Below are 17564 nucleotides of genomic sequence, written 5' to 3'. Positions count from 1 at the left end.
CCGTTCAGTCCTGCCCGACGAGCTCGCCGTGCAGGCGGGCGAGTATGCGGCGCCGGGTGGGACCTATGGACCCCCGGGCGATGCCCAGGGTCTCGGAGATGTGGTCGTAGCTGAGGGGCGGCTCGGCGAAGAGCAGGCCCAGCAGCTCCCGTTGCTGGTCGGGCAGGCCCCGCACGACGGCCTGCAGGCGTTCCTCCTCCGCCCGGGCGAGGACGCGTTCCTCCGGCGCGGGCATCGCGTGCTCCGGATCCGCGGCCCGCACCAGGTCGGCGGGCTCCGGGACGCTCACCACCCGGCGGGACTGCCGGGCCCGGGCGATCGCCTCCCGCTTGGCCACCGTGACCAGCCAGGCGGAGACCCGGCCGGGCTGCTTCAGGGTGTGGATGTGCTCCACCAGCCGCTGCCAGGTCAGCTGGTAGGCGTCCTCGCAGTCGGCGTGGGTGAGGCCGTGCGAGCGCACGACGGTCCACACGGCCGGGCTGTACAGCCGGATCAGCCGCTCCCACGCCCTGACGTTTCCCGCCCGGCACTGTTCGATCAACTGCTCCAGCCCGACGGCGGGCCGCCGCTCGGGGCGACGGATTTCGGTATCGCGCTCGGTTTCTCGGTCGACAGGACGTACCACCACAGGCCGCCATTCCTTTCCGGAAGCGTCGTGCGTGTTCCTGAGCCAGGGCGGCGACAATATGGTTCGCGCCACTGGGCGGGCAAAGAAACGACCTGGCCGAAAAGCGGCTCTGACGCCTTATCAGATCGCACTCGCGCGGAACGACCCCGGCCCACCTGCACTGTTGTGGGAAAGGGAACGGAACTGACAAGGGTCTGTCAGCTTTCTGCCCGACCGTCAGCGGGTTGTCAGTCCGCCATCTTCTCGGCCCTTTCCTCAGGTGATTCAGGAAAGGAAACCGGAACAGGTCAACCGGTTTCCGTCGGAACTCCAGCAACGCCTGTGATCCTCGGCCCCGTCGACCCCCCACCGACACGAAGGGAACGTGAGGTCATCGTGTCCACCCCCGCACTGGACCGGCCGGCGACCCGGCCGCCGCAGCGTCAGGAGCCACCCCGGCCCGAGGAGGAACCGGGCGGCGGGAAGCGGAAGCGGCGCGGACGGCGGGGGGAGTTCCGCCTCAGCGCACGGGGGCGGAAGCTGACGCTCGCGCTGCACATCACCTCGTCGGTCGGCTGGATGGGCCTGTCGATGTCGATGGCCACCCTCGCCCTGATCGGCTACCTCACCTCCGACCCGGGCATCGCCGAAGGCGCGTACTACGCGATGTACATCTTCGACGAGACAACGGTGTCCGTCGTCAGCCTCGTCAGCGGAGTCACCGGCGTCCTGCTCGGCCACGGCACCCCCTGGGGGCTGCTGCGCCACTGGTGGGTGCTGGTCAAGTGGGTCCTCGCCCTGTCCATCGCGGTGTTCGCCTGGGTCTACACCCACCCGCTGGTGCTGACCGCCGCGGAGCGCGCCGGCGAGGCCGAGGGCGGCACCTACCGGCCCGGCCCCGAGGCCACCGTGCTGGCCTGGACCGTTCCGCCGGTGTTCGCCCTGCTGGTCTTCCTGTCCCTGCTGTCGGTGTACAAGCCGTGGGGCCGCACCCCCCGGGGGCGGCGCCACGCGGCGGCCGGCGCCCGGGGCAGGGCCTCCACCGCCGGTGCCCCCGCCGCGGACACGCCGGTGACCGTGGCGGGGATCGACCGCCTCGCCGAGGACGTCGTCGGACTGCGGTTGGTGCCCGCCTCGGACGAGCCGGTCGCGCCGTGGACGGCCGGCGCGCACATCGACCTGGTGCTGCCCTCCGGCCTGGTCCGGCAGTACTCCCTGTACGGCGACCCGGACGACCGCTCCTGCTACCGGGTGGCGGTGCTGAAGGAGCCCGAGGGCCGGGGCGGCTCGCTGGAGGTGCACGGGCTCGGCGCCGGCGACCGCATCGCCGTCCGCGGACCGCGCAACCACTTCCCGCTGGCCGACGCAGAGCGGTACCTGTTCGTCGCGGGCGGCATCGGCGTGGTGCCGTTCCTGCCGATGATCGAGGAGGCCGAGCGGCGCGGCGCCGACTGGCGCCTGGTCTACGTCGGACGCCGCCGGGCCGGCATGGCGTTCCTCACCCGCCTGGAACGGTACGGGACCGACCGGGTGCTCGTGTGCGCCCGCGACGAGTCCGAGCGCCCCGACCTCACGGCCCTGCTGTCCACCACCCCGGCGGGCACGGCCGTCCACTGCTGCGGCCCGGACGGCATGATGCGGACCGTGGAGGAACTCATGGACCGCGCCTGCCCGCAGGGCACCCTGCACCTGGAGCGGTTCACCCCGAGCGCCCGGCCGGCCTCGCCCGCCGCCGACCAGCCCTTCGAGATCGAGCTGAGCAGTACCGGCGAGGTGGTCCACGTGGCCGCCGGCCGGTCGGCCCTGGAGGCGCTGCGCGAGTCCGCGCCCCAGCTCGCCGCCTCCTGCGAGGACGGCCTGTGCGGCTCCTGCGAACTGCGGGTCCTCGATGGAACCCCCGACCACCGCGACGACGTGCTCTCCCCCGCGGAACGCGGCCGCACCGACGTCGTCTATCCGTGCGTGTCACGGGCGCGCGGCCGGCGGCTGGTGGTGGACCTCTGAGCGGGGCGGCGGTCCGGAGGCCGCCGAGGCGCGCCTTCGGACCGCCGCCGTCCCGCCCGTCCGTACGGAGTCGGACTCACGCCGTCCAGTCGGCCGAGGCCCGCAACCGGACCGGCCAGTGCGAGAACAGCCGCGCCCGGCCGTGCAGATCGCGCAGCACCCGCATCACCCGGTCGACCACGGCCGCGTCCGTCACCGTCTCCGTCGGGCGGAACTGCCGCCACACCCGCTCCAGGCACAGCAGCAGCACCGCCGCGTCGGGAAACCCCTCGCCCAGCCGGTCCCGCGAGCGCACCGCCAGATGGATCGCCGCCGCCCCCGCGTGCAGGGCGCAGTACTGCTCGGCCAGGCGGAACTGCTCGGCGGTGCCGGCGTACCCGCGGCCCACGTCCTGCCGCAGCCGGGCCGCCTCGCCGCGCAGCCGGTCGAGCTCCTTGAGCAGCCGGTCACCGGCTTCCGCGGCCCGGTGGAACAACTCCCGCTCCGTACCGTCCCGCTGACGCTCCGCCAGGTCCCGCAGCCGCTCCAGGGCGTCCGGCAGGGCCAGCAGGACGTCGTCCCGGCCCCGGCTGACCAGCAGCTGCCGCTCCGGGCGCCACACCGGCAGCCCGGCGCCCAGGTCGAACATGGTGCCGATCCGCTCCACCGCCTCGGCCCGCAGCCCGTCACCGGCCTCCTGCGCCGTGCCCAGCAGGCCGTCCAGCTGGGCCGCGATGTTCTTCAGGTTCACCACGGTGTTGCCGTCCACGAAGGAGACCGCCGCCAGGTCGCGCAGCATCTTCTGGTAGACGCCGAAGTGCGGATGGTCGCGCAGGTACAGGCGCGCACCCAGCAGCACCGACAACTGCCCCATGGTGCGCTCCAGCAGCGTGGGCACGAAGTACTTCACCACCGAGGAGTACACGCTGGCCTGCTCGGGGTTGCTCTGCAGGGCGCGCACCGCACCGCTGCACACCGCGTCCGCCACCATCAGGTCGGCGAAGCACTCGGCCAGCTGGCGCCGGGAGTAGGGGATGTCGGCGACCTTCTGCCCGAAGATCTCCCGCTGCTCGGCGAAGTCCATCGTCAGCCGCAGCGCGGTGTCCACCGCCCCGAGGGCGATGGAGCCGATGACCACCCGGGCCACCTGTGCGCTCTTCAGCGCCAGCTCCAGCCCCTGCCCCTCGGCCCCCACCAGGGCGTCCTCGGGCACGAACACGCCGTCGACCCGGATGCCGCTCATGTCCAGCGCCCGCAGCCCGTGCAGGCGCTCGTTGGGCAGGGCCGCGACGGTGCCGGCCGGGCACCGGCGCCGGTCCAGCGCGAGGACGGACCAGCCGCCCGGCCCGCCGCGTTCGTTCGTGCGGGCCTGGACGCTGATCACGTCGGCGATCGTGGCGTTGCCGATGAGGTACTTCTCGCCGGTGAGCCGCCAGCCGCCGGGCACCCGCTCGGCGCGCATCTCGTTGGCCAGCACGTCGCTGCCGTGTCCCCGCTCGGACAGCCCCCAGGCCATCCGGGCGCCGTGCCGGACGTCGTGCACGGCGGCCCGGCCCTGCTCGTCGCCGGCGGCGATCCAGTGCGGCATGAACGCCACATTGGTGATCATCAGCGCGGTCGCGGTGGTCGGGTCCCGGCGGGCCACCAGGCGCACCAGGTTGAACCCCGCCTCCACGTCACCGGCGCGCCCGCCCCACCGTTCGGGCAGGCAGTACTCGTGGACGCCCCACGCCTGGAGGAGATCGGTCAGCTCGTAGGGGAACTCCTCCCGCTCGTCGAAGGCGAGCACCTTCGAGAACGGCATGCGGGCGCTGTCGTCGTGCGGGTCCCCGAGGTGGCCCTCCAGCCCTTCCGCCAGGGCGACGAGGTCGTCGACTGTCACGGTGCGGTTCCTTCCCTGCGTCGTGCGCGCGGTCTCTCAGGCCAGGTGGGGGGCGGTGCAGGAGAACATGCGGTTCTCCTCGTACAAGGGGGTCACGACGTCCATCAGCTGGCGTGCCTCCGGATCGGGCAGCGGGGCGACGCGCCCGCCCGCCCGGTCCAGCACGGCCGTGAGCACGGGGCTCAGCCACCCCGGGTCGCCGGGCGGCAGCCCGAGCAGCGAGCGGTCCCGGCAGGCCCACCACAGGTGCACACAGCTCGCCGCGGTGTGCAGCAGGCACAGCCGCTCCGCGAGGTCGCCGAGCTCCGGCGGGCCGCCGCCCGCCTCCTGGCCGGCCCGCAGCCGCCAGGCCACGTCGTGCAGCAGCCCGTTGACCGCGCATTCCAGCTGCCGGGTGCGGGCGACGATCCGGGCGGCGTCGGCGACCGGCGCCGCGGCACCCTCGGTCACCGCGTGCCGCACCGCCGCCGCCACCGCCGGCAGCCGGGACAGCACCGGGTCCCCGCCCCGGTCCGACAGCTGGAGCCGGTCCCAGTCCGCCTCGGGCAACTCGGCGCCGAGGTCGAAGACCGGGCCGAGGGCCTCCTCGCCGCCACTCCCGCCGGACGGCTCGCCGGCCGCCCCGGCGAGCCGGGCCAGCTGCGCCGCCACCAGCCGGATGTTCGCCACCGGGCTGGTGTCGATGTACCGGACCACGGCGTTGTCCCGGCGGGCGGTGTCGAAGGCCGCGTACGGTCCCTCCCGCAGCACGCCCTGTGTACCGAGGACGTCCGCGCAGCGGGCGAAGACCTCGTCGGCGAAGTCGGTGGCCGTCTTCTTCGCCACGCTCGACCACAGGCACTGCGCCGCGGGCAGCGCGTGCACGCCCCGCGCGGCCGTCAGCGCCGCGACGTCGGCGGCCAGCACCAGCGCGGCGGCCGTCGCCAGCTCCCGCCGCGGATACGGCAGTTCGCTCGCCCGGCGCCCGCCCACCCGCCGTTCGCGGGCGAAGTCCCAGGCCAGCCGGAGCCCGGTGTCCGCGCAGGCCAGGCTGCACCCGGTGCTCATGGTGCGCACCACCTGCATGGCCTTCATCGCGATCTCCAGGCCGCGACCGGGCAGCCCGACCAGCGCGTCCGAGCGCACCGGCAGCCCGTCGAACCGGAACCCGGCGAAGTCGATGCCGCGCATCCCGGCCGGCCGCTGCCGCAGCCCCGAGCGCGCCTTGTCCACTTCGCTGCCCTCCAGCAGCAGTGCCGAGAACGCGCCCGGCCCGCGCCGCCCGGTGCGGGCCACCACCAGCAGCGCCCGGCAACGCTCGCCGAGCCCCACCAGCCACTTCTCGCCGTCCAGCAGGTAACCGCCGTCCTGGCCGGCGTCGGGCGCGGCCGCGCAGGAGTTGGCCAGCAGGTCGCCGCCGTGCTCCGCCTCGGACAGCGCGAACCCGACCGACCCGCCCTCGCGCAGCAGCCGCACCACCCGCTCCCGCTGCTCGGCCGAGCCGGCGGCGAGCACACAGACCGCCGCGGTGATGCTGAACATCGTCGCCGGCATCACCGCCGCGTCCCGGCGGGCCGCCGCCCGCACCAGCATCAGCGTGTGGTCCAGGGAGACCAGGTCACCGCCCTGGCCGGCCGGCACGAACGCCGTCCGCAGCCAGGGCCCGACCCGGTCGGCCAGCTCCCGCGGGAACGACTCGGCGGCGTCCCGGCGGGCCATGGCGGCGAACCCGTACGGATTGTCCGCGTCCCTCGGGTCGCCGAGCGCCCGGTCGAGTTCCGTGACGGCGGCGTACGGCGCGACCACCGGGGCGGCGGTCCTCATCGTGCCTCCCCGGGCGTCGCCGGCGGCACCGGCACGTACTCGGTGCACGCGGCCGGCAGCCGCACCCCGTTCAGGGCGAACTGGTGCACCCGCGCGGTGAACGCCGCCCCGCGCATCAGGTGGTGGGCGACGTCGGCGGCCCTGCGGTTCTCCAGCGCGGCGAGATAGCTGCCGCGCACCCACTCGTTGAAGCCGCCCATGGCCGGCCCGCACCACACCTGGTAGTCGGCGGTGCGGTCGCCCTCACCGGTCACCGCCCACCGCGAGGCCATGCCCAGGTACCAGCGGAACACCAGCGCCATGCGCCGCCTGGGCGACTGCCGGGCACGTTCCAGCTGGTCCGGGTCGCGCCGGGTGAAGTACTCCTCGACGTCCGCCCAGACCTCGTCCAGCGGCCGGCGGAACACCTGCTGCTCCAGCTGCCGGCGCACGTCCTCGGGCAGCGCCTCGACGCCGTCGTACGCCTTGTACAGCTCGTGGAGCTTCTTGGCGCGCATCGGGAAGAGGGTGCCCTTCTTCAGCACCTGCAGCTCCACGCCGAGTTCGAACATGTCGGCCGCCGGTGCCATCTCGAAGTCCGCGAGCCCCGCGCCCGCCAGCAGCCGGCGCGCCGCCTCTGAGGTGCCCGACTCCAGGCAGGACTGGTGCACGGAGCCGACGACGACGTAGTCGGCGCCCAGCGCGAAGGCGGCGGCCGCGGCGCGCGGGGTGCCGATGCCACCCGCGGCGCCCAGCCCGATCCGCTGCCCGTACCCTGTCTCCCGCTGGACGGTGTCGCGCACCCTCAGCAGCCCCGGGAACAGGGCGGTCAGCGGACGCCGGTCGGTGTGCCCGCCGGAGTCGGCCTCGGCGGTGACGTCGTCGGCCATCGGCACCCGCCGGGCCAGCTCCGCCTGCTCGGCGGTGATCAGCCCGCGCGCCACCAGGTCCGCGGTGATCGCCTCGGGCGCCGGGCGCATGAACCGCTCGGCGACCTCGGCGCGCGAGACCTTGGCGACGATCCGGTGGCCGATGTGCACCCGTCCGTCGGCGGCGCGGCTGAGCCCGGCGGCGCGGTAGCGCACCACGTGCGGGGTGAGGTCCATGAACGCGGACGCCTCCACGCACCGCACCCGGTGCCGCAGCAGCAGCTCCACGCCCTCGCGTTCCAGGGCGTCCTCGCTCGGACTGTGGATCAGGTTGACCGCGTACGGCAGGTGGGGGATCTCCGCGGCGAAGCGGGCCAGTGCCCGGTCGATCCGTTCGGGCAGCAGCCCGGCCGCCCCGAAGGACGCCAGCACCCCCGACCGGGCCAGCGCGATCACCAGCTCCTCCGAGGCGATGCCGCCGGCCATGGCACCGCCCATGTACGCGTACGCGACGCCGCTTCGGGCGCGGAAGTCGGCGGACCCGAGCCGCTCGGGCGGCAGCGGCCCGGCGGCGGCCACGATCCGCCCGCCGGGGCCGGGCGCGGCGTTCGTGGCACCGATGCCGTGCCCGGTGTCGACGATGTAGCAGGGCTGTTCCAGGGCGCCGAGCACCCGGTGGATCCCGGCCGGGTCCGTGTGCACGGGCGCGGCCGCGGGGGCGGTCGTCCGGGCTGGGGCGGTGGTCACTGGTCCTCCTCGGCGGACTCGTCGGGAACGACTTCCACGGCGATGTCGGTCAGTTCGTAGATGCGCAGTCCCGGCTTCCACACGCTGGCGTCGGCGACGACGGTCAGCCGGCCATCGGTGCGCCGGACCTCCTTGATGTGCGCGTCGAAGGTCATCTCGCGGTCCTCGCGCAGGATCTGCCCGCGGTACTTCCAGGCCATCGGCACGTCCTTCGGCACGGTGAACCGCACCGGGCCCATGCCGTCGGCCAGGCCCGACTCGATCACATGGGCCTGCAGCCCCTGGAGGACGGCCTCGACGCCCAGGGAGCCGGGCATCACCGGGTCGCGGTGGAAGTGGCAGGTGAAGTACCAGTCGTCGGGGTCGATGCGGCGGTGCCCGAAGACGTAGCCCTTGCCGTGCTCGCCGCCGCCGTCGACCAGCGTCACCTCGTCGACCAGCCGCAGGTGGCCGTCGCCGAGCCGCAGCCCGCTGCCCGGGGCGGGCGCGAACCAGCGGTCGTCGGCGCGCACCGGCAGCCGCCGCACGGCGGCCTGGTCGAGCCGGTCGCGGGCCGACTCCAGCCAGGGCGGCACGTACTGCCCGGAGTCCAGTCCGACCTGGTTGGACAGGGCCTGCTCGGTGAAGTAGCCGAACAGCGACTCGCCCTCGTAGAAGACCTCGTCGTCGGCGAGCAGCCGGTAGCGGAAGTTCTGCAGGGTGGCCCCGGGCACCGCCTGGCTGGACAGCAGCTCCGACTCGTGCCGGATCGTCTTCCCGCGCAGGTCCAGCTGTTTGACGAAGCCGGCCCGGCCGTCGAGGTTGCGGATCGACAGCTCCTCCTCGGGACTGGCCAGGGTCGCGCCCAGGTAGTAGCCGAGCAGGATGGCCGCCTGCAGCGAGGTCTCCATGACGACGCAGTTCGGCATGGACGCCGGTCCGTTGTCCGCGTAGTACCAGGCCTCCGGCGGCGAGTCGTACTCGGTGGCCATCGTCGAGCCGGGGGACAGGTCGCCGCGGGTGCCGGCGAGCCGCATGATGCGGTCCACGAACTGGAAGTCCCCGTTGGGGATGTACGGCGCCCGCCGGTCGGCGTAGATCTCGAACTCGGTGCCCATCGCCGTGCCGAGGTCGCCCTTGGCGGCGTGGGCGAGGTGCAGCTCGTTGATGAAGGCCGCCTCGCCGCGCTCGCCTCGGCGGCCGAGGAAGGCGGGGACGCCGCCGGCCTCGGGCCGGTAGGGCGTGCCCGGCTTCTCCTGGACCCGGACGCCGAAGTTGCGCATCGACACGATCGGCTTGTCCCCGTCGTACACGGTGATGTCCGCGATCACCGTGGGCCGCGGCAGCATCGTCAGCTCGATGACGTCCACCTCGTAGCGGACCTGCCGCATGTCCGGGGTGATCTGCCCGCGCACCTTGACCTCGGTCTCCAGGCCCGGCACCGACTGGAACTCCGCGTCGGGCAGGACCAGGTGCATGCCGAGGTACATCGCGTACACCTGGAGCAGCTGTACGCCGCCCTCGGCGATGAGCGAGCCGGCCAGCACCGGGTCGCCGGTGAAGTGGCACCCGAAGTACCAGCCGTCGGGGTCGAGCCGCTTGACGGCCGACAGGTGCCCGAGGCCCCGCGGCCCGCCGAGGCGGTCGACCGACGTCACCTCGTCGATCATGCGCAGCATCTCGCCGGGCAGCCTGAGCGAGCGGTTGAGACCGTCCGCCCGCTGGTCCCAGCGCGGCCCGAACACCTCGCCCGGACGACCCTCGGCGAGCAGCGCGAGATCGGCACCGCTCAGGGCGGTGACGTCGGTGCGGGCCAGCGGCTTGAACCAGGCCGGCGTCATCGCCGCGCGCCGCGCCCGGTCGGCGGCGCTCTCCACCACACCGAGGGAGTCCTCCAGTTCGGCGGGGGTGAAGAACCCGGCGCACGCGTCGAGGAGTTCGAGGATCAGCTCGCCGTCGGCGTAGCAGCGGTAGTTGAAGAAGAACAGCAGGCTGTCGCCGTTCCACACGAACCGGTCGATGCGGATCTCGTAGCGCAGGGTCTGCCCCTCGCGCGGCAGCGGCCCGTGGAAGACCAGCCGGCTGTCCAGCAGCCGGTAGACGCGCTCGCCCCGGGTGCGGAAGTCGATGCCCAGATAGCTGATCAGCAGCATGTCGCACTGGCCGGCCTCGATGGTCACCGCGCACGGCACCAGGCCGTCGACGCCGTACCAGGCGCCCACCGGGACGTCGTACTCGGTGGTGATCTCCGACGGCTCGAACACCCCCGTCTCGCCCTTGACATGGGTGACCCGGGTGACGAAGTGGTACGGCGGCTCCGGCAGCCGGCAGCGCCTCGGGTAGGTGTCGACCTCCGCGAACGCCGGCCCGAACACCGGGGCGACGCGGCCCTGCGCGAACTCCAGCAGGTCCCGCTCGTCCCAGACCACGGGACCGCCGTCGCCGCCGGGCTCCGGCGCGGGCTCCTGCGCGGGCGGCCGCGGCTCGGGCGGCTGCGGCCCGGACGGACCGGCCGGCGGCCGGTACGCCGTCGGGTAGCCCGGCTCCCCGGACGGCGTCAGCGTCCGCAGCGAGGCGTCCAGCACGGCGTGCTGGGCCCGCAGCGCGGCCCGGTGGGCGTGCGCCACGCTCGCCGCGATGGCCTGCAGCGGCGACACGGGGCCCGGCACGGACGCCCGGGCGACGGGGGCGGCCGGGGCCGCCTGGGCCGCTGCGGCTCCCGCGAGGGCGGGGACGCCGGCCGGTTCGGGCAGATGGACGAAGGGGGTCCCCTCGATGACGATCCCCTCGGAGGCCGGGACGGGCGCGGACGGTCGCGCCGCGCCCTCGGTCGCGTCGTCGCTCGGCGGATTGCCGGGCACCAGGCTCATGTCGGCGGTCACCTCGGTGGAGTCGGCGTCAGCGGTCGGGGCGAGCAGCGGGGCCGCCGCGCGGGCCACCCGCTCCACGGTCGCCTCGCCCCCGCAGGCGACCCGCAGGACGGGCCCGCGCCCGGCGGCGTCGGCGGCGGCGGGGAAGAGCACGCCCAGGTCCACGTCCAGGCCGTGGGCGATCAGCCGGGCCAGGGCCTGGGCGAGGGCGGCGGCACCGGCCGCGCCGCGCCGGTCCACCGACACCGCCAGGTGCGCGCGCCGGCCGAGCGTCTCGGTGATCCAGCGGGTGCAGGTGGCACCGGGGCCGACCTCGACGAAGTAGCGGTAGCCGCGCTCGTGGGCGGTCCGGGCCAGCCGCGCGAAGTCGATCGTGGAGCGCAGGGTGTGCGCGATCCGCCCGGCCAGCTCCGTGCGGTCGGTGACCGGAACGGTGTCGTAGTCGTAGGCGGACAGCAGCTCCAGCGACGGGACGTCGTCGGCGAGCGGGTAGTCGTTCAGCGCGGCCAGACCGGGCAGCGCCGGATCGACGACGGGGCAGTGCATGACGTGGTTGGCGGGCGCCTTGGCCGCCTGGCAGCCCACCCGCTCGATGAGCTCGCGGACCTGCTCGGGCGCGCCCGCGACCACCGTCTCCCGCTCGGTGTTGACGTGGGTGAGGAACACCCGGTCCAGGCCGGTCATGGCCGCGCGCACGGTGTCAGCGCCGGCCAGCAGCACCCGAGTCGTCCACACCGCCGCGTCCGGGAGGTCCGCCGGCAGCGACCAGGCCTCGCGGACCTGCTCCTTGCGTCCGCGCAGCCGGTCGCGGAAGAGCGGCGTCGCCGCCAGCGCGGCGTCGTCGCGCGCCGACTCCGCCCACACCCCGGTCGCGAACAGCATGCTGGACTCGCCCAGGCTGTAACCGAACGCGCCGTGCGGGGCGAGGCCGAGGACGTCCCGCAGCAGCCGGGTCTGCAGCACCGCGAAGTTGGTGCCCGCCGCCAGCATCACCGGGATGTCCTCGATCAGCTCGGCCTCGTGCCGCATCATGGCGCGCCGCTCCACGGGGCCCCGCGCACGCGGGTACAGCGAGCGGTGCTTGAACCGTTCGGCGGGCCGGTCGGCCTCCCGCTCGAAGGCGGAGCGCAGCCCGGGGAAGAGCCGGAACAGATCGCGCCCGGCGCCCGGACAGGTGGCGAACGCGCCCGGGTAGACGAAGGCGACGCGGCCGCCCGGACCGATCGGACGGGCGGTGCAGAAGCTGCCGGACGGCGTGCTCCACTCCCCGCCGCCGTCGGCCAGCGCGGGCAGGTCCCGCTCGGCGGCGGCCAGTTCCGCGTCCAGCCGGGCCTCGTCGGCGGCGACGGCCACCGCGGTCAGCCGGCCCGTCCGGGCCGCGTGCGCCACCTGGCGCACCACCGCCTCGGCTCCCCGGCCCGCGATCTCGGCACGCAGGGCGCCCGCGGCGGCGGCGAGCGAGGGTCCGTCGTCGGCGGAGAACGGCAGGATCCACACGCCGGGGCCGTCCGTCCAGGACGCCGCCCGCCGCCCGGCCGCGTCCGGCGCGGTACCGCGCACCACCAGGTGAGCGGCGGTCGATCCGTGCGGGCCGTCGTCGCCGAGCACGCTCACCGCGGCCGTCCGCCGCTCGCCGCGCCGCTGGACGAGCCACGGCTGCGGGTCGCCGAGCAGCGTGAACCGCGAGTCCTCCAGGCCGGGACCGGACGCGTCCAGCAGCCCGGCCGGGGCGGCCGGGAACTCCGCGTGGTGCACCGCGAGAACGGCCGACACCAGCGCGGCCAGCGGCGCCGCCCGCCCGGTGTCACCGACCAGCGCGGTGGTGGAGCCCAGCGCGCACCCGTACGGGTCGTCGCCCTCGCCGGCCCGGTAGACCGGTGCCAGCGCGGCACTCTCCTGCCCGCGGGCGTCCGCGACGGCCCCCGACAGCTCCAGGTAGGCCACCTCCCGCGCGTCCGCCTCCGCGGCCGACAGGGCCTGCCGGGCCGCCCCGGCCACCGCGTCGGCGCGGGTCGGCGCGGAGTGCACGGCGAGCGCGTCGACCGTGGCGTACACGCGCCGCCCCCGCACGGCGTCCTCGCGGGTGACGACCACGGCGGCGGCACCGTCGCCCAGCACCGGCATCTCCTGACCGAGGGCGGTGGCGATCCGGGCCCTCGCCCGGGTGTTCTCCGCCCCCGCGGCCAGGTCCACCGCGCCGACCAGTACGGCGTCCACGGTGGGGTCGAGCAGCAGCAGCCGCGCCACCTCCAGGGCCCGCACCGCGGCGGTGCCGTCGGCGGCCAGCGTGAAGGACGGGCCGGTCAGGTTGCGGGAGGAGGAGATCCGGCTCGCCATCACGTTGCCGATGTAGCTGAGGACCTCGTTGGCGCCGATCGGGTCGTGCACGGCGCCGCGCACGGCCTCCTCCAGGCGGTCCAATCGCGCCTCGTCCAGCCGCACCCCGGCCCGTGCGCACTCGGCGCGGACGTGGGCGCCGACGTCGAAGCGCGCGCGGTGGGTGTGGGTGCGCGGTTCCATCTCCATGGCGACCACCACGGAGACCCGGGCCTCGGGCATCTGGTCCGCCTTGGTGCCGGGCGGCGGCGCGTCCAGCCCGGCGTCCGCCAGCGCCTGCTCCGCCGCCTCGAACAGCGCCAGGTGCTGCGGGTTGGCCTGGGCCAGCTCGTTCGGCGGGATGCGGTAGGTGCGCGGATGGACGTCCACGGCGTCGACGTAGCCGCCGGCCGGGTCGGTGCCCTCGGCCACGGTCCCGGCCAGCGGCCCGCCCGGCACCCGCTCGGCGCCGTACCAGCGGTTCGCGGGCCGCTCGGTGAGCACCGGCCGCCCGGACCGCGCCGCGCGGGACAGCTCGCCGGTGCCGGTGAGCGGCCCGAGCCGGGTCCCCAGACCCACCACCGCCAGTCGCGGCTGAGGCACGGGCGGCGCGTCGGCGGCGCCGGACGCCGGACGGGACAGCGGCTCCGCCCCGGCGCGGGAGGGGGACCCGGACGGCGCCTCGGGCCCGGTCAGCACCGCGTGCGCGTTGGTGCCGCCGAAGCCGAACGCGGAGACCGCGGCACGCCGCGGACCGTCCCGCTCGGGCCACGGACGGGCGTCCAGCACCAGCCGGTCCGCGGCCGCCCCGGCGCCCTCCGGCCGCAGCGGCCGCTCGACGCCGGGCGTCGCGGGGATGACGCCGTGCCGCAGCGCCAGCACCGTCTTGAGCACACTGGTGAACCCGGCGACCGTCAGCAGGTGACCGACGTTGCCCTTCACCGACCCCAGCAGCGGCACCTCGGCCCCGACCGAACCGAAGTACTCGCTCAGGCCGCGCAGTTCGGTCGCGTCCCCCAGCGGGGTCCCGGTCGCGTGGCACTCGATGTAGTCCACCGACGCCGGGTCCAGACGCGCGTACGCCTGCCGGTAGGCACCGAGCTGGCCGCGCACGTTCGGGCTCAGCAGGTGCCGGCCCGCCCCGTCGTTGGTCAGCCCGATCGACTCCAGCACCGCGTGCACCCGGTCGCCGTCCCGCAGCGCGTCCGAGAGCCGCTTGAGCACCAGCACCCCGGCGCCCTGCCCGGTGACGATGCCCGTGGAGCGGCCGTCGAAGGGCTGGCTCACCCCGTTGTCCGGGTAGGCGTGCAGGTCGGAGAAGGACAGGTGGATCAGCAGCGGATCGGGGGCGCAGACCGCCCCGGCGACCATCACGTCGGCGGCGCCGGTGGCCAGGTAGTCCCGGGCCAGCGCCATCCCGTACAGCGCGGAGGAGCACGCCGCGTCGAGCGCCAGCCGGGGCCCGCCCAGGCCGAGGGCCTGCGCGGTCACGGTCGCCGGCTGCCCGAACGGCCACAGGTTCTCCGCCGCGGGCTCCGGCTCGCCGCCCGCGGCGGGCGGCACGGGCAGCCCGGCACGCGCCAGGCCCTCGGTGACCGCCCGCCGCACGGGCGGGGCGCACAGGCCCACCGACGCCTCGGTGGGAAAGGAGTAGTTGCCCAGCACCAGCCCGGTGCGCGCCAGTTGCTCCGCGCCGCCGTCCAGGCCCGCGTCGGCGAGGGCCCGGCGAACCGTGTGCAGGGACCACAGCACCACGCGATCCAGCGCGGAGAGTTCGCCGGCGGGCACGTTCAGGCCGGTCAGGTCGATCGGTGGCTCATGGACGAATCCGCCGCGCGTGGCGGTGACGCGGTGCTCCGCGTCCCCCCACCCGCCGGGCACGGCCGGATCGGTCCCGAAGACCTCCCGGCCGCCCTCGGTGCGGTGGTCCTCCCCGGCGAGCAGCCCCTCCCAGAACTCGTCGGGGGTGTGCGCACCGGGAAGGAGGCAGGCCATACCGACGATGGCCACCGGCTCGTCGCGGCGACTGGCGCCGCGGGGTGTGCTGGACATGGTCTCCCAGTTCTCCCACTCGACTCGTCAGGACCGGCCGGACGCCGAGGCGGCGAACTTCGCCGCCAGTGACGGGCTCGGCACCGCCTCGACCTCGCGCAGCCGCTGCAGCACCCGCCCGTCGGGCGTACAGGCCGTGACCGTGCAGCGGATGCCGCTCGCCGTCTCGGCCACCGCGTCGACGACCAGCCGGAACGGCTCGCCCTCGGGCAGCGGCGCGAGGAGTTCGGCCTCGCCCACGGCGGTCGGCAGCACCGCCTCGCCGCGGTGCAGACGCGCCCACACCAGCACGGCCTGCAGCAGCAGGTCGGACAGCACGGGGCTGTAGCCGGGCGCCCGCCACGCCCCCCGGGCGATGCCGGGGTCGGCCAGCCGGGCGGCCAGCACCAGCCGGCGGCCCGCGTCGAGGACCCCGGTGATGCCGCGCAGGGCCGGACCGTGGAACAGCGTCCCGTCCTCGTAGTACGGCACCGGGGCCTCGCCCTCGCCGCGCGGCAGGCCGGTCACCCGCGCGGGCGCCGGAGCCGGCCCGGCCACCAGCAGCGCCCGGTAGCGGGGCCGCCCGGCGCCGTCCCGCACCGACACGTCGTACGCCGCGGGCTCCGCACCGTCCTGGCGCACCGTCAGCTCCAGCCGGTCCGGCCGCCCGTCGTCGAAGACGACGCCCTTGTGCACCTGGAACCCGCGCACCGAGGTGATCCGGGCCCCGGGCACCGTCCGGTGCACCGCGCCCAGCAGGCCGCCGATCGCCGCGGTGGCCGGCAGCACGGGCACACCGCCGATCGCGTGGTCGGCGATCACCGCGTCGGCGGCCGTGGCCGCCAGGTCACGGCTCAGCACCAGCCCGTCGGGCGGCAGCGGCGCCGGCTCGCGCACCGAGAGCGGGGCGCTCGGCCCCACCACGCACACCGTGTCGGCGGCGTGCTCCGCGGAGAACTGCTCCACGAAGTAGCCCACGCCCTCCTCGACCGGGATCAGCGTCACGCCCCGCTCGGCGAACATCTTCTCCAGCGCCGGGGTGACCATGCCGCCCGCCCACGCACCCCAGTTCACCGAGGTGACCCGGGCCCGCGGCGCACGCGCACGCAGGGCGCAGGCCCAGCGGTTGAGCGCCTCGTTGGCCATCGCGTAGTCGGACTGGCCGCGGTTGCCGAAGAACCCGGCGACCGAGGAGAACAGCACCACGTGCCGCACCGCGTCGCCGTCGAGCGCCCCGAGCACGTTGCGCAGCCCGGTCAGCTTGGTGGCCAGCACCCGGTCCACGTCGCCGGCCCGCTTGTCCCGCACCAGGCCGTCGGCGAGCACACCGGCGCCGTGCACCACACCGGTGACCCGGGCGCGGTACGGGGCGAGGGCCTCGCGCACGGCGTCCGCGTCGCTGACGTCCACCGCCAGGTACTCGGCCTCGGAGCCGGCCGCACGCAGGTCCGCCAGGGTGCCGCGGATCTCGCGGACGCCGGTCACCTCGCGGGCCATCGCCTCCACGGCCCGCGGCGACGGCTTGGCGCCGGACCGCTTCAGCTCGGCCGCCGCGGCGGCACGCAGGCCGGCCTCCGCCACGCCGGCCGCCCACGCGGGCTCCTCGGCGAGCGGGGTACGGCCCAGCAGCAGCAGGCCCGTGCGGTGGCGCCGGGCGAGTCCCAGCACACAGGACGCCGTGACGCCGCGGGCACCGCCGGTCACCACCAGCAGGTCGTCCGCGCCGGGTTCGGCGGCGCCCGGCTCGCCCGGCAGCGACGGATCGGTCCCGTCGGCCAGGGTCACCGTCACACGCGCCCCGTCCGCCGTGCGCCCGACCTCGGTCAGCGCCCGCTCGGCGTCGTACAGCTCCGTCAGGAGCGCCTCCGCGCAGCGTTCGCCCGTCAGCTCCGGCGCCAGGTCCAGCACCCGGCAGAACAGCGCCGGAGCCTCGATCGCGAGGGTCTTCACCAGCCCGGTGACACCCCCGAGCGCGGCCCGCTCCACACCCGCCGTGCCCGACAGGCCAAGCCGGCCGTCCAGCCGGGTCACGGCGACGAACGCGGCGCGGCCCTCCTCGGCGGCCCGCTCCAGCAGCGGCTGGGTCCGCCCGGCCAGCAGCAGCGTCTCCCGCAGCGCGGCGAGCTGCGCCTCGTGCCCGTCGGCCTCGACACAGTCGACGACCAGGTCCAGACGCTCGGCGCCCTCGGGCACCTCCCGGCCCGTGTGCACGGTCCAGCCCCGCGCCCGCAGCGCCCCGGCCAGCGGTTCGAGCAGCTCGCCCGCCCCCGCCAGCAGCGCCACCGGATCGGCCCGGTAGGCGCCGGGCAGCACGTCCGCCTCCGGTACGGCGGTCAGCGCGGCGTGGAAGCGTCCGAGGCCGGGCGTCAGGCTTTTGGGGCGGCCACCACCTCCGGTGTCGTGGTGCCGGCGGCGTCGGTGATGAAGGTGATGATGTCGTCGAGGGTGCGTAGTTCGGCGAGTTGTTCGGGTGCGGCGTCGGCGGAGCCGGGGAAGCG

Annotated in this window: 7 protein-coding genes; 1 reads left to right on the top strand and 6 read right to left on the bottom strand. The window is 75.4% G+C overall.

Annotated features, from left to right (window positions below; all coding sequences use genetic code 11):
- Nucleotides 1–4 precede the first annotated feature (4 nt).
- Nucleotides 5–628, bottom strand: a complete 624-nt coding sequence (locus tag KUM03_RS16325) for an RNA polymerase sigma factor (RefSeq protein WP_217249238.1) — start codon at nt 626–628, stop codon at nt 5–7.
- Nucleotides 629–1003: 375 nt separating this feature from the next.
- Here KUM03_RS16325 and KUM03_RS39025 point away from each other — a divergent pair, with 375 nt between their 5' ends.
- The gene (locus KUM03_RS39025; protein WP_308406332.1) at nt 1004–2611 is read left to right on the top strand and encodes a PDR/VanB family oxidoreductase; all 1608 of its coding nucleotides are present in this window, start codon (nt 1004–1006) and stop codon (nt 2609–2611) included.
- A 76-nt stretch (nt 2612–2687) separates the two neighbouring features.
- Here the strand turns inward: KUM03_RS39025 and KUM03_RS16315 are convergent, their stop codons facing one another.
- From KUM03_RS16315 to KUM03_RS16295, 5 genes are read right to left on the bottom strand one after another with little or no spacing between them, the layout of a single operon-like run.
- Nucleotides 2688–4472: an acyl-CoA dehydrogenase gene (locus KUM03_RS16315; protein WP_217249236.1), complete on the bottom strand. Its 1785-nt coding sequence runs from the start codon at nt 4470–4472 to the stop codon at nt 2688–2690.
- Between the two features lie 36 nt (nt 4473–4508).
- The gene (locus KUM03_RS16310; RefSeq protein WP_217249235.1) at nt 4509–6275 is read right to left on the bottom strand and encodes an acyl-CoA dehydrogenase; all 1767 of its coding nucleotides are present in this window, start codon (nt 6273–6275) and stop codon (nt 4509–4511) included.
- Nucleotides 6272–7870 carry a PfaD family polyunsaturated fatty acid/polyketide biosynthesis protein gene (locus tag KUM03_RS16305; RefSeq protein WP_217249234.1) on the bottom strand — a complete coding sequence of 533 codons (1599 nt, stop codon included), beginning with the start codon at nt 7868–7870 and terminating at the stop codon, nt 6272–6274. Before KUM03_RS16305 ends, KUM03_RS16310 begins: the two co-directional genes overlap by 4 nt.
- Nucleotides 7867–15087 (bottom strand): type I polyketide synthase, encoded by a 7221-nt coding sequence (locus tag KUM03_RS16300; protein ID WP_217249232.1) that lies wholly within the window; start codon nt 15085–15087, stop codon nt 7867–7869. The genes KUM03_RS16305 and KUM03_RS16300 overlap by 4 nt, the downstream gene beginning before the upstream one ends.
- Nucleotides 15088–15114: 27 nt before the next feature.
- Entirely contained in the window at nt 15115–17379 is a 2265-nt protein-coding gene (locus KUM03_RS16295; RefSeq protein WP_217249229.1) for an SDR family NAD(P)-dependent oxidoreductase, read from the bottom strand.
- Nucleotides 17380–17564: the final 185 nt, after the last annotated feature.

The sequence above is a fragment of the Streptomyces sp. AC602_WCS936 genome (assembly GCF_019049125.1).
GTDB lineage: Bacteria > Actinomycetota > Actinomycetes > Streptomycetales > Streptomycetaceae > Streptomyces.
The sequence above is the reverse complement of the archived record's forward strand: the minus strand, read 5'-3'. Positions and strand labels throughout refer to the sequence as shown.

Excerpts from the sequence above, each read along its gene's own strand:
- KUM03_RS16310 (WP_217249235.1), bottom strand. The coding sequence starts at position 6,275 with ATGAGGACCGCCGCCCCGGTGGTCGCGCCGTACGCCGCCGTCACGGAA.
- KUM03_RS16300 (WP_217249232.1), bottom strand. The coding sequence starts at position 15,087 with ATGTCCAGCACACCCCGCGGCGCCAGTCGCCGCGACGAGCCGGTGGCC.